The 12,812-nt window shown below is 67.9% G+C and carries 9 protein-coding genes; 2 read left to right on the forward strand and 7 right to left on the reverse strand.

The annotated features are described in order from the left end of the window. The first annotated feature begins 534 nt into the window (after window positions 1-534). A complete protein-coding gene (locus tag NCW75_04870) occupies window positions 535-1,209 on the forward strand; it encodes a sigma-70 family RNA polymerase sigma factor (GenBank protein UYV13617.1) in 675 nt (224 codons plus the stop codon). Further along, the gene (locus tag NCW75_04875) at window positions 1,210-4,521 is read left to right on the forward strand and encodes a protein kinase (protein ID UYV13618.1); all 3,312 of its coding nucleotides are present in this window, start codon (window positions 1,210-1,212) and stop codon (window positions 4,519-4,521) included. A 5-nt stretch (window positions 4,522-4,526) separates the two neighbouring features. Here NCW75_04875 and NCW75_04880 read toward each other — a convergent pair whose 3' ends face one another. The 7 genes from NCW75_04880 to purD form a co-directional block, all read right to left on the reverse strand. After that, complete coding sequence (locus NCW75_04880) at window positions 4,527-4,724, reverse strand: hypothetical protein (protein ID UYV13619.1); 198 nt, start codon at window positions 4,722-4,724, stop codon at window positions 4,527-4,529. Window positions 4,725-4,818: 94 nt separating this feature from the next. Continuing rightward, window positions 4,819-7,101: a hypothetical protein gene (locus NCW75_04885; GenBank protein UYV13620.1), complete on the reverse strand. Its 2,283-nt coding sequence runs from the start codon at window positions 7,099-7,101 to the stop codon at window positions 4,819-4,821. A gap of 214 nt (window positions 7,102-7,315) precedes the next feature. Continuing rightward, window positions 7,316-7,552 (reverse strand): hypothetical protein, encoded by a 237-nt coding sequence (locus NCW75_04890; GenBank protein UYV13621.1) that lies wholly within the window; start codon window positions 7,550-7,552, stop codon window positions 7,316-7,318. A 51-nt stretch (window positions 7,553-7,603) separates the two neighbouring features. Further along, window positions 7,604-8,077, reverse strand: coding sequence for a hypothetical protein (locus tag NCW75_04895; protein ID UYV13622.1), 474 nt, complete (start codon window positions 8,075-8,077; stop codon window positions 7,604-7,606). 49 nt (window positions 8,078-8,126) lie between these two features. Further along, a complete protein-coding gene (locus tag NCW75_04900) occupies window positions 8,127-10,439 on the reverse strand; it encodes a prolyl oligopeptidase family serine peptidase (GenBank protein UYV13623.1) in 2,313 nt (770 codons plus the stop codon). Window positions 10,440-10,583: 144 nt separating this feature from the next. Continuing rightward, window positions 10,584-11,354 (reverse strand): DUF1579 domain-containing protein, encoded by a 771-nt coding sequence (locus tag NCW75_04905; protein UYV13624.1) that lies wholly within the window; start codon window positions 11,352-11,354, stop codon window positions 10,584-10,586. Window positions 11,355-11,453: 99 nt separating this feature from the next. Further along, entirely contained in the window at window positions 11,454-12,797 is a 1,344-nt protein-coding gene (gene purD, locus NCW75_04910) for a phosphoribosylamine--glycine ligase (protein UYV13625.1), read from the reverse strand. Window positions 12,798-12,812: the final 15 nt, after the last annotated feature.

The raw sequence follows: 12,812 nt of genomic DNA on the forward strand, positions 1-12,812 counted from the left end.
ATCAGGAGTTCATGGAGCTCCATCAAGAGCTGGTCGGCGTCCATCGGGTATTGATGGAGGTCGGTCGAAAGCCGATGGGCGGGCATCATGGGCTGGCAAAGCCTCCGAAATCAATCCCGGGGCTCGGTCGGGAGGTACCAACCTCCCAGACGCCAACACCGCGAGCCGCCACTATGCCCCAAGAGGCCCGCACCGGGGTGCTTAGGGCGTCGCGGGCGACAGCTTCGGCCTAACACAACGCAAAAGCCACAGGCCTACGAGGACCGCGATCACGATCACAACCTCCCGGCGACAGGAGATGCCGCCCTGCCAGCAGACCCCGTTGTATGTGCCCCGGTCGCCGCACTCTGCGACGGTGGGGGGCGGGCCGACCGATGGGCTCGGGTGAGCCTCGACGACGCGCTCCGGGCGCGGGCCCTCCGGGCGGGGTGGGCCCTCCTGGCGGGCTGAAGAGGGATCGGCCATGGCAACTCCTATCGCCCGCGCCGAGACCGGGTCAGGGAATCACCAGATCAATGCCGGATACCATCGGGGATGCCCGCTCGCGATCCCATCGCAGAGAAGACCGCCGCACGCGACCCTCTTAGCCGCGTCAGCCTCGGCACGCAAACCACAACCCAACTGCTCGACGACCTCCGCGACCGGGCCAACGCCCCGGCGTGGGAGGCCTTCGACGCCCGCTATCGGCCGATCCTGACGGCCTTCGCGCACCGCCTGGGCTTCGCGGGCGACGATGCGGCCGAACTGGCGCAGCAGACCCTCGCCGAGTTCTCGCGCGCGTACGCGCAGGGTCGCTACCAGCGCGGGCAGGGCCGGCTAAGCTCGTGGCTTATCGGCATCGCTAGCAACGTCGGCTCGCAGCTGCGGCGCAAGAGCGCGCGCCATGGTGGGGCGGCCGAGTTCGATTCGCAGATCGATGGCGATGGGGTTGCGTGCGACGACGAGCGCGAGCTCCGGGCCGCGTGGGACCGCGAACGCGACCGAGCCGCCATCGCCGAGGCGCTAACCGTCCTCCGAGACAATAGCCGCGTGAAGCCCCAGACCATGCGGGCCTTCGAGCTGTTCGCCATCCGCGGCGTGCCGGCCGAGGAGGTGGCGATCCAGTGCCGCATCTCGGTCGACGCGGTGTACGTCATCAAGAACCGGCTGACCGGCCGGCTGCGCGAGATCGTGGCCGAGCTGACCATCGCCTACGACGAGGGCGACTGAGTGCGCGCCTGCCCGGGCGAGGCTGAGCTCGAGCGGCTGGCGTCGATCGGTGGGAATTCGACCGATCGCGCCGATCGAAGCCTCCTGCGTCACGTCGAGCGGTGCTCGTCCTGCAGCGCGAGGCTCGAGACCGTCCGCGCCAACAACCGCTTCCTCGCGCACGCGGGCGGCGATCTCGCCGAAGCGCTCAACAGCACGCCAGCCCGAGCGACCAGCACGCCGGTGACCAGACCGCTCCCCGAACCGGGCACCGTGCCGGGCTTCCAGATCATCGAGGAGATCGGCCACGGCGGGCAGGGCGTGGTGTACCGGGCCGTGCAGATCGACACGCGCCGGCCCGCGGCCATCAAGATGCTCCTGGCCGGCGCGTTCGCCACCAGCCGGCAGCTCCACCGCTTCGAGCGCGAGATCGAGCTGGCCGCCGGCCTGCGGCACCCAAACATCGTGACGGTGTTCCAGTCGGGCGTCGCCGCCGATGGCGGCCGCTACGTCGCGATGGAGTTTGTCCGGGGCGTGCCGCTCGACCAGTTCGTCGCCGAGACGCTCGGTCCGGCGGCGGGCACCGGCAGGGACAGGGCAGACGCGATCGTGCGGCTCATGCTCCAGGTCGCCCGGGGCGTGGGGCATGCGCACACGGCGGGTGTCATCCACCGCGACATCAAGCCGGGCAACATCCTCATCGATCCGCAGGGCGTGCCGCGGGTGCTCGACTTCGGGCTCGCACGCACGATCGCGACTGCCGGCGCAACGCAGACCCTTGTGACCCAGGACTTCGCCGGCACGCCCGCCTACGCCGCGCCCGAGCAGCTGAGCGCCGATCACGAGACCACCGACGCGCGCGGCGACGTGTACACGCTGGGCGTCGTGCTGTACCGATTGTGGACCGGCACCGCGCCCTATCCGTGCGATGGTCCGCTGGCGGTGGTGGTGCGGCACGTGGCCGAGACGCCGCCCACGCCACCCTCTCGCCACGTCCCGCGCCTGCCCGCCGACCTGCAGACTATCGTGCTGCGTTGCCTGGCCAAGGACCCCGAGCGTCGGTACGCCAGCGCCTCGGCGCTCGCCGAAGACCTCGAGGACTACCTGGCCGGCCAACCCATCTCGGCCCGGCGAGATAGCGCGACGTATGTGCTCTGCAAGCTCATCCTTCGGAACCGCGCCATATCCGCGGCGGCGGCGGTCGTCGCGATAACGGTGCTGCTCGCGGCGGTCGGGTTCGCCCTGCTGGCCGCCGACATGGACCGCTCGCGACGAGATGCCGAGGCGGCGCTGGCCGACAGCACCGTGCAGCGAGCCCGCATGATGGCCATCTCCGGCGATCCGAAGCGCGCCGAGACATTGCTCTGGGTCGAGGCCAAGCGGGCTGGCGTGACCACGGGCGACGAGGCGCTCTGGAGCGGCACGCCCGAGCGGCGCCGCTCCATCTGGTCGCTGGCCGAGTTCTACGCCCGGCTGCCCAGGATGATGCATGCGCGGACGGATGGCCTCTGCTCAAGCGTCGGCTTCGACATCGAGCGCCAGGAGCTCTGGGCCCTGCACGGCGACGGTTCGCGCTCGACGTGGTCGCTCGACGGGCAGTTCATCGAGCACACGTCCGCGCTAACACCGTGGGCCGAGACTGCGACGGCCAGCCCGAACGGGCGCTTCGTCGTTCTGCAGGGAGAGGGTCAGGCCCAGGTGTGGGACGCCAAAGAGCGCGTTGCCATCGCCCCGCCGTTTGCGTGCAGCCAGCCCGCGTACTACGCGCGGATCGACGACGAGGCCAACGTAATCGCCTATGGCAATATCCCCGAGACGGGAGCCCTCCTCGTGGCCGATGCGCGCAGTGGCGCGGTGCTGGCCCAACTTGATCCCATGATCTCTGGGTACGTGGTGCGTACCAGTGCTGCCGGCGAAGTCGAGGTGCTGGCGGGCACCAGGACCATGCCGGTCCCCCAGTTGCTCGCGGGACGCTCGCCCGACTGGAGATTCGAGCCGTTGCCGGGCATTGGCGAGATGATGGACGCCAGCGTCATCGGCGGTATCCGCAACGTCACGCCCAACCGGGACGGCCGCCTCATCGCCCTATCGGTCGACTGCCACCTCTACCTCTTCGAACGATCGCCCGAACCAACGCTCGTCGGCCACGCTGAGGTGCCCACCAAGGGCATCGACCGCCTCGCGTTCGACGAGCGGGAGGGATCCATCATCGTGGCCGGGCGCGACGGGCTGCTGGCGCGGTTTGCGGTGCCGGGGTTGGAGCAGCGGGCGCTCCTCCACACCGGAAACTTGCCATTCGCGCTCGCTTCGGCGGAGACGCCGCCGCTGGCTGCTCTGGCGATGATGGACGGCGGTGTGGCCGTGTATGCGGCGTCGAAGCATCCGTGGGTGACGACGATAGAATCTACGCCGTACACCCACGCATCGGTCGATGTCTCGATGAGTGGTGCCCTGGCTTGGGGCGACGACGCCGGCAAACTGCACATCCTGCCGCGGATTGGGGACGAACCGCTGGTCGTCGACGCGCACGATCGCGTCGTGACCTCCGTGGCGTTCTCACCCAATGGAGAGCGGATCGTCACCGCGAGCTTCGACGGAGCGATCCGAGAGTGGAGCATTGACGGCGAGCCGATCCGCGAGATCGCCGCCGGGCTCACGCCGATTTCGTCGGCGCGGTACTCGCCTGATGGCCGATCGATCGCCTCGGGCCAGACCAGCGGCACCGTCCACGTGTGGCGCGATGGCCAGCCAGCCCTCGAACTGCTGGTGAACGCCTATCGCGTGCCCATGGTCGCCTTCAGCCCCGACGGCCGCTTGCTGCTGTGCGCGGTCGTCAATCCGGACGCGGCCATGGCCAGCATCTTCGACCTGACAACGGGAACCAAGCGCTACGAACTCGGCGGGCATGGCATCGCGATTCGCGCCGTCGCGTGGTCGGTCGACGGAACCATGTTCGCAACCGCAGGAGACGACCGCACCGTGCGCATCTGGAGCGCTGCCGACGGTCTCGAACTGCAGGCCATCACCGGCCTGCCGTGGGGACCTTATGGCATCGCGTTCCATCCCGAGGGCTCTGTGCTCTTCGCCGTGGGACCGGGCGGCTCGGTCATCGTGGCCGATCCGTTGGCCGGCGTCGAGCTGGCCACGCTGCCCATCCACGAGCGTCACGTCTTCTCAATCGTGATTGGACCCGACGGGGCCACGCTTTACACGTCTGGCGAAGATTCTTGGATCGGCGTCACCGACCTCCACCATCTGCTGCGATACATCCGTGGGAACGAAGCGTACTGGCGCTCACAGGGAAGCCAAGACGAAGTGACGACACCCGATTGAGAAGATCACTGGCGGGTGCCGCTGTACCATCGATGGACCGAAAGCCCGGCGACCACGAGCAATGCGATCGAGTCGATCACGAACACACCGATGAGCAGCCAACTCGTCCGGCCGGCGCCGATGCTCACCATCGCGCCAATCGCGATGGCCGCCAGTATCACCTGCACCGCGAATGCTGTTGCAAACGTGACCATGGGTCTCATGCCGCTCTCCGGGATCGTGCCGGGCAGAGAAGGCCTCACCCCCGCACTTCGCGGGGGCAAGGCGAGGGGCGAATAGTCCGCCCAACCGCATGGCTTATGGACAGCCAACCGCGAATTCGTTCTGGAAGCACAAGAAGTCGAACAGCGTCAATGCACCGTCGCTATCGCAGTCCGCCACCGGATCGCCGGTCGCGAACAGGTTCTGGAACGCCAGGAAGTCGAACAGCGTCAGCGCCCCATCACCGTCCAGGTCGGCGTAGCACGGCTCGTTGATCTCCGGCAGCACCGTCTCCGGATCGAACAGCACCAGCTCGGACATGTTCTGCACGGTGAAGTCCAGCGATGCCAGCGGCCCCGCCGGCGGCGCACCCTCCGCGAGCGCACGGACCTCGTGTACAAGGAACTCGCGGCCGTCGGGCAGGCGCATGAGCGTGTCGGTCGGGTAGCAGATCGTGAAGCACGGCGTGGGGCCGCCCAACTTGCCGACCTTCGACGGCCACTGACTCGTACCGCCGGCGATCCCCTGGAGCCCCGACTCCGTGTGCACCATCGTGCCCGAATCATCAAAGATCTGGAGCGTGTACGTCTCATCGCCAACGCTGCTGAAGTCGGGCGCGATGGCTGTCAGCGACGGCTCGATAGGCCAGGGATCGAAGATCGTCTTGCCCGTCGGGATGCTGACCGGCCCTACCTCGAACGAGCACACCGTCATGCACGCGGCCGACGGGTCTGGTGCCTGCACATCGAGGCCGACTGTGGCTGACACGACGCCGCCGAGTTCCATGTGGAAGCCGTTGTCAGCCTCTGGATCGAGGCTGGGCAGCACACGAAGATCTGGCGCCCCATCACCGATCATTTGAGCTGCGATCAACTCCGGCGAACTCTCATCGGCGTTCTTTGTACGAATTGACACGCCCACCTGCGTCGCAACGCCGCCGTCGACGGGGCGCGGTTTCGACTCGGCCTCACCGATCACAACGCCAGGTGCGCTCGAGTCCACGTCGACCGCCACGCCCACCAGCCCGCTAATGGTCACACTCAGGTCCAGGGGCGGCTCTCCAGCGAGGGTTGGCATCATCGGCTCGATCCAGACCTCGTCGCCGATCAACCGGACGCCGCCGTCCGGTGGCACCACAACGGCTGTTCCGAACGACGCGCCGTACGTCTGCGTCGAACTCTTCAGCGCGCCGCTCTCGAAGTATTCCTTATGGATCTTGCACTCGGCCTTGAAGCCACCGCCAAAGAGCCCCTTGATGAAGTCCCAGATCGGCCCTTCGCCCGCGTCGGCGAAGCGAACCGAGCCCGACGCCTGGTCTTCCAGTGTGCCCACCTCTACGCCGTCACGAAACACACGTACGCGGAAGCGATCGAACGCCGGGTTGTCCGAGAGCACGTCCAGCACGGCCTGGTCCGGGTCGGCCGGGTTGGCATGGAAGACGAGCCGATCGCTCGTGGTCGCCCCGTGGAAGCCGATGTCGACGATCGGATCGGTCTCGTCGCCAGTGGACATCACGCGGAATGAGAGGTCGGCGCCCATCGTCAGGTCGCCAAGCGCGATGGACAGGCCGCCGTCGCCAAACGCGGCCACCTCACCGCCCGCCGTGCCAACGACGACCGGGCCGATCGGCGTGATGGGGAATCCACCAAGCGTCGGCAACTCAAACGCATCGATCACGCCGACCGAGATCGCCGCATGGCTGTTAGGAAAACCTACGACGGCGGTGTCGATGAACTCGTGTGCCCCGCAGGCGGGCGCCCGCAGATACGTCGGCGACGACTGCCCCAACCCGTTGAATCCAAGCGACAGCAGCGCCCCGTCGCCGCCATCTGACGGCCTGCGCGAGGGTGTGTCGAGTTCGACGATGAATGGAGCGCCCGCGGGCAGGAAGGCTGCCGGCAGCGTCGCGGTGAAGAATTCGCCCGTCGTCCCGGCGGGCACCATCACCGTCGTTTCGGATAGCACCGGTCGCGTGGCGTGGGGGGCCGTAATCGGCCCACCCAGGATGCGCACGTGGCATGGCCACGCCGCCCCGGTGTTGCTCGTCACGCCAAAGGTCACGCACGAGATCGTCATGTCGTAGGGCGCGGTAAATTCGCGGCCGATCTGCGTCTCGGCGTTTGTTTCGAGCGAGCCGCACCACACCGCCCGCGCAGGCTGGATGGTGTCCGGATCGATCGACTGGGTCACGTCCAGCGGTCCGCATTGGACCATGGCACAGTGGGCGGTGGTGCCCAGTGCCAGCACGCCCAGTGCGGGCAAGCCGCCCAGGCCCACAGCGGAAGCCCCGAGCGAGCCCCCAACGGAGCCCACAGCGGCGAGCAGTGCGGTGACGGACCCGGCCCGAATCCGAGCCAACGGTAACGAATTCGTAAGCATTCGATGCCTCCCATGCGTTCAAGGGAGCGGAGACGCAAGACGTTGCGCTCCCCCTCCGCCTGGGACTTGTCACTCAGGCATCGAACCTAACACTTCGCCCATGGGCCATGCCCCAGCATCTTTCCAGCGCTTGCCGAGCCAGCCACGACCGCAACCATCGCGGTTGGGCGTTTCCGGGGCTCGGGACGACAGTCCGAAGGCCGCGACTCGCCGCTCACGGCGTCGCGGGCGACAGCATCGGGCCCACGACACCGCGCAGCAGCCACAGGACCACGAGGAACGCGATCACGATCACGACGCCCCGGCCCCAGGGAATGCCGCCCTGCCACCAAGTTCCTTTGTACGTGCCCCGGTCGCCGTACTCCTCGGCGGTGGGGGGCAAGCCGACCGACGGGCTGGGGTGGGCGTCGGGGGCGTTTTTGGGAGGTTTCAGGTGCGGGGATTGCGACATGCACGGTTCCTTCGGAGGCATCGGTTCCGATCCGGAAGCCTACGCCCGCGATCAAGGATCGTTCTTGTGTGCGGCGGTCGCACCGAGGGGCGGTTGCGTGCGGCGGCCGCACTCGGGGCACACCGCCTGACCCACCTTCCTGGGCAGGCCCTCCAGCACGTAGCCGCACGAGGCGCACACGTCGTGCCCGAGGTCTCGCAATGCGCGGCGGACCGCTCCACGGAGCAGCGGGGTGAACAGCACGAACCAGCCACCGATGAGCAGCAGCGGTGTCAGTATCCCGGCGGCCGTGATCGACGCGGGCCGCGGCAGGCCGGCCGTGCGGCCCACCCACATCAGCGATAGGCCCAGCGCCCAGCCGCCAGCGATTATCGAGGCGACGCCGATGGCCGTGTACGCCTTGAGCCTGGTGTCGTGCGACACAATGCCGTTCACACGCTCCTCGAGGGCGCGCAGATCGTCCTTGCCAAGGTCGATCCGGCGGCTCGTGGCCAGGTCAACGAGGTAGCGGCGCGAGAGCGACATGCCGCAGCGTAGGAGGTGGAAGTTACACTCTCACGCCAGATCCCTGCGCCTACTCCTCCCCCTCTTCCCCCATCACCATGTCAACGAACGCCCAGATGTCGGCGTATGCCTCGAGCTGCTTGGTCACGCTCGTGCCGGCGCCGTGGCCGGCGTCGCGCTCGATGCGGATCAGGATGGGGTCAGGGCTGCCGGTGGCCTTCTGCAAAGCCGCGGCGAACTTGAAGCTGTGCATGGGCACGACGCGGTCGTCGCGGTAGGCCGTCGTGATCATCGTGGGCGGGTAGCTCACGCCCTTGCGCACGTTGTGGTAGGGGCTGTAGGCGTACAGCGCCTCGAACTGCTCGGGATCGTCGGCGCTGCCGTAGTCGCTCACCCAGAAGCGGCCGGCGCTGAACAGGTGGAAGCGGAGCATGTCGAGCACGCCCACCTGGGGGATGGCCGCGCCGAACAGCTCGGGCCGCTGCGTGAGGCACGCGCCAACCAACAAACCACCATTACTTCCGCCCATGATGGCGGTCTTTTCCGGGCTGGTGTAGCCGTTGGCCTGCAGGAACTCGGCCGCGGCGATGAAGTCGTCGAACGTGTTCTGCTTGACCAGCCGGCTGCCGGCCTCGCGCCAGGGCAGGCCGTACTCGGCGCCGCCGCGTAGGTTCGCGACGGCGTAGATGCCCCCGCTCTCGAGCCACGCCGCCCGGCTCGTGCTGAAGCCGGGGGTCAGCGGGATGCCGAAGCCGCCGTAGCCGTACAGCAGCGTCTTGTTGCTGCCGTCGAGCTTGGCGTCCTTCTTGTGGGTAATGAACATGGGCACGCGGGTGCCGTCCTTGGACGAGTAGAAGACCTGCCTGGTCACGTACGGCTCGGAATCGAAGTCGACCTCGGACTCCCGGAAGACCGTGCTCTCGCCCGACGCGATGTCGTAGCGGTACGTGGTGCTGGGCTGGGCGAAGCTGGAGAAGCCGTAATAGGTGTACGTGTCGCTCTGGCGGCCGCCAAAACCGAAAGCGCTGCCCACGCCCGGCAGCTCGACGGTGCGCACGAGCTCGCCGCTTGGCGTGTAGACGTTGACCTCGGGCAGCACGTCACGCAGGGCCCGGGTGATGATGTGCCCGCCGACCATCGACGCGCCCTGCATAGCGACGTCGCCCTCGGGGATGACCTCGGTCCAGTTCTCGCGGCCGGGGTTGGCCGGGTCGATCGAGATGACGCGGCCGAAGGGCGCATCGTCGGTGGTGTAGACGATCAGGCGGGCCGGCTCGTGGCCCTCCTGCGTGCCGGCCATCACGGGCACGCTGCCCAGCACGCTATAGCGTGCCTCGAACTCGCTAATGATCGGGCGGAAGTCTTCCATGCCCGGCGTGGTACCCGTCAGGTCCTTCACATACAGCAGGTTCTGCGGCGCGGTCGTCTCGCTGCCGTACACCATCAGGAACCGGCCGTCATCGGTGAGGCTCGCGCCCCAGCCGCGGTTGGGGTGGTCTGGCGTCTCCCAGACCAGCTCGTCTTCCCAAGCGATCGAGCCGCCTTCGGTCTCGGTCATGCGGTGGAAGTAGACCTTCTGGTCCTGGTTCAGGCTCGTGAGTTCGGCGCTGCCGGTGGGCTTCTCGGGGTAGCGGCTGTAATAAAAGCCGCTGCCGTCCTTGGCCCAGGTGATTCCGCTGAACTTGGCCTCCTCGATCTCGACGCCCAGGTCCTCACCGGTGGCGACGTCCATCGCCTTGATCGTGCGCCAGTCGCTGCCGCCCTCCTGCACCAGGTAGGCTAGCATCGTGCCGTCCTCGCTTGGGGTCCAGCCGCCCAGGCTGATGGTGCCCTCGTCGCTCCAGGTGTTGGGGTCGAGCAGCAGGCGGCCGTCACCCTTCTCCGTGGTCGAGACGCGCAGCTCGCTCTGGTTCTGCAACCCGTCGTTGTAGGTGAAGAAGTACCGCCCGCCCCGCTCGCGGGGCGTGCCGTAGCGCGGCGAGTCGTACAGCGCCGTCAGGCGTTCGAGGTAGGCCCCGCGGTTGCCCGCGTGCTCGATGATGTGGTCGAACAGCACGTCCTGCCGCTCGGCCCAGTCGGCGAGCCGCGCATCATCGGGATCCTCCATGTAGCGGTACGGGTCGGCGACCTCGACGCCGTGGATCGTGTCGACCACGTCGTCGGCGGGTGCCTCGGGATAGTCGAGCACCTGCCAGGGCTCGAAGCCCTCCTGATACGCCTCCTCCCAACGCAGCAGCGGCAGGCCGCCCTTGGCGGCGGCGGCCAGCGGGCCGTGGTAGGCGGCGCGATCAGGGCGGTCGATGGTGCAGGCCGTGAGCGTGGCGGCGGTGGCCAGGCCGGCCAGGGCGAGGAGCAGCGGGGTGGTCGAGCGGATGGTCGGCATCGTGGGGATCCTCGTGGAGGTATGGTGGGTTGCGGCCCGTTCGGCGTGGTCCAGCCGAGGGGGCATGCTAAGCGGGCGGGACGAGGAATGAAACACCCCCGCGTGGGCGGGGGTGCGGTGCGAGTCAGGGCTGTGTGTGGCGGTTTATCGCCTGTTGTTGCCCTGGTTGTTGTTACCACCGTTGCCGACCATGCCGTTGCCCGCGCCCTTGCGGGTGTAGGTGATGCGGAAGCTGTCGACCCAGTCCTGGCCCTCCTCTGCCTGCACGCCCATCCCGGCGGCGATCTCCGGCGGGTACTGCATGACGAAGCTGAACGTGTCCTTGCCGTCCATGGTGATGACGTGGCGGTAGCCGAAGGTCTCGCCGCTCATCGGGTCGGTCTCCTCGCCCTCGTAGACCCAGCCGGTGCCGGTCTTGTCGCCCTTGACCACGTAGAGCGCGGTGCTCATGCTGTCGTGCCACACGCCCTCGTATTTCTTCGAGGCCTTGTTGTAGCCACTCAGGCCGATGCCGGTCATCGGGGAGCCCATCATGGTGCCGTTGTAGTGCTGCTTGATGAAGCGGCCGCCCATGGTCGACTCAAACGTGGCTGAGCCGGTGCTGTTGAAGGCCTCCATGCCGGGGCTGAGGGCCTCCATCTTGGTGTCCCACGAGCCGACGAAGACGGCCAGTTCCTTGTGCTCATTGCCGGGCTCGTTCAACTGGGCCATCATCTCCATCATGGCCTCAGGATCCATCTCGCCCCAGCCCTCTTGGCCTTCCTGGCCGTTCTGGACGGGTTGGATGGTGGCGCTCCCGCTACCTCCGTGCGTGCCGGCGGCGATGCCGAAGCCGAGGGCGATGCCGGCGGCGATCGCGACAGCGACCACGGGACCACGGCCGCACGAGGAAAGCAGTGTGCTGATGCGTTGCATGTTCATTCTCCCTGTTGGCCCGGGCGATCGGGGTTCGAGGAGGTCGCCGCCCGGGCGAGGGAAGAGTGTATGCGCGGGAGAGCCCAGTCGAACTGGGGGCTATCCCTGCCGATTGGAGACAACCCGGGGGGCTTCTAGGGCCCCCAGGGCGATGTCCCGGCGGAGTTGCACGCCCTTGAAGTGGATCTTGTCCGCGGCGGCGTAGGCCCGCTCGCGAGCGTCCTCGACGGTGGCGCCCAGGCCCGTGACGCCCAGCACGCGGCCGCCGGCGGTGACGAGCTGGCCCGTCTTATCGACCTTCGTACCCGCGTGATAGACGAACACGCCCTCCATCGCCTGGGCCTCGTCGATGCCGGTGATGGGCATGCCCGTGATCGGCTTCTCGGGGTAGCCTTCGCTGGCGAGGACCACGCACACCGCCGCGCCCGGGTGCCAGGCGAGTTCGAGGTCTTCCACGGTGCCTGTGGCCGTGGCGTAGAGCATCTCGAGCACGTCGCTGGCCAGGCGTGGCATGAGCACTTGGCATTCGGGGTCACCAAAACGCGCGTTGAACTCGAGCACCTTGGGGCCCGCGGACGTCAGCATGAGGCCCGCGTAGATGACGCCGCGGTAGTCGATGTCGTCACGGCGCATGCTGTCGATGACCGGCAGCAGGATCTCACGCTCGACGCGCTCCATCGTGGCGTCGTCGATGAGCGTGCTCGGGCAGAACGCGCCCATGCCGCCGGTGTTGGGGCCCTCGTCGCCGTCCTTCAGGCGTTTGTGGTCCTGGCAGGCGTCGAGGATGTACACGCCCTTGCCGTCGGTGAGCGCGAAGACCGAGACCTCGGGGCCCTCCAGCCGTTCCTCGACCAGCACGCGCGAGCCAGCCTCGCCGAAGGCCTTGTCGTTGAGCATCCAGCGGATGGCGTCGGCCGCCTCCTTGTGGCTCTTGGGCAAGACCACGCCCTTGCCCGCGGCCAGGCCGCAGGCCTTAATGACCGGCGGCTGGGTGCGGCTGAGCGAATAGGCCACCGCGTTCTCGGCGTCGGTGAAGCTGCGACTCTCGGCCGTCGGCACAGCGGCCCCACGCATGAGGTCCTTGGCCCAGTGCTTGTCGGCCTCCAGCTGGGCCCCGTCCTTGTTGGGGCCAAACACCGCCACGCCCTTCTCGCGGAGGCAGTCGGCAAGTCCAGCCGCAAGCGGCCCCTCGGGCCCGATGACTACCAGGTCGATGCCCTTATCGCGGCAGAAGAACTGGGCTCGGTAGGCCGTCCCGGCGTCGATGGGCACGCCCGCGGGGGTGGCCAGGGCGGCGATGCCTGGGTTCTCGCAGTTGGTGGCGTAGAGCGTGCCCAGGCGTGGCGAGGCCGCGATCGCCTCGGCCAGGGCGTGCTCGCGGCCGCCGCCGCCGACGAGCAGGACGTTGAGCTTCTTGTGATCTGAGTCGTTGGGAATGGTCACGGGCCAGTGTAGTGC

Source organism: Phycisphaera sp. (genome assembly GCA_025916675.1).
In the GTDB taxonomy this organism is placed as follows: Bacteria; Planctomycetota; Phycisphaerae; order Phycisphaerales; family UBA1924; genus JAHCJI01.

Bases quoted from the DNA above. Each gene is read 5' to 3' on its own strand.
- NCW75_04900 (UYV13623.1), bottom strand. From the start codon at position 10,439: ATGCCGACCATCCGCTCGACCACCCCGCTGCTCCTCGCCCTGGCCGGC.
- NCW75_04895 (UYV13622.1), bottom strand. From the start codon at position 8,077: ATGTCGCTCTCGCGCCGCTACCTCGTTGACCTGGCCACGAGCCGCCGG.
- NCW75_04870 (UYV13617.1), top strand. From the start codon at position 535: ATGCCCGCTCGCGATCCCATCGCAGAGAAGACCGCCGCACGCGACCCT.
- NCW75_04890 (UYV13621.1), bottom strand. From the start codon at position 7,552: ATGTCGCAATCCCCGCACCTGAAACCTCCCAAAAACGCCCCCGACGCC.
- NCW75_04880 (UYV13619.1), bottom strand. From the start codon at position 4,724: ATGAGACCCATGGTCACGTTTGCAACAGCATTCGCGGTGCAGGTGATA.
- NCW75_04905 (UYV13624.1), bottom strand. From the start codon at position 11,354: ATGCAACGCATCAGCACACTGCTTTCCTCGTGCGGCCGTGGTCCCGTG.
- NCW75_04885 (UYV13620.1), bottom strand. From the start codon at position 7,101: ATGCTTACGAATTCGTTACCGTTGGCTCGGATTCGGGCCGGGTCCGTC.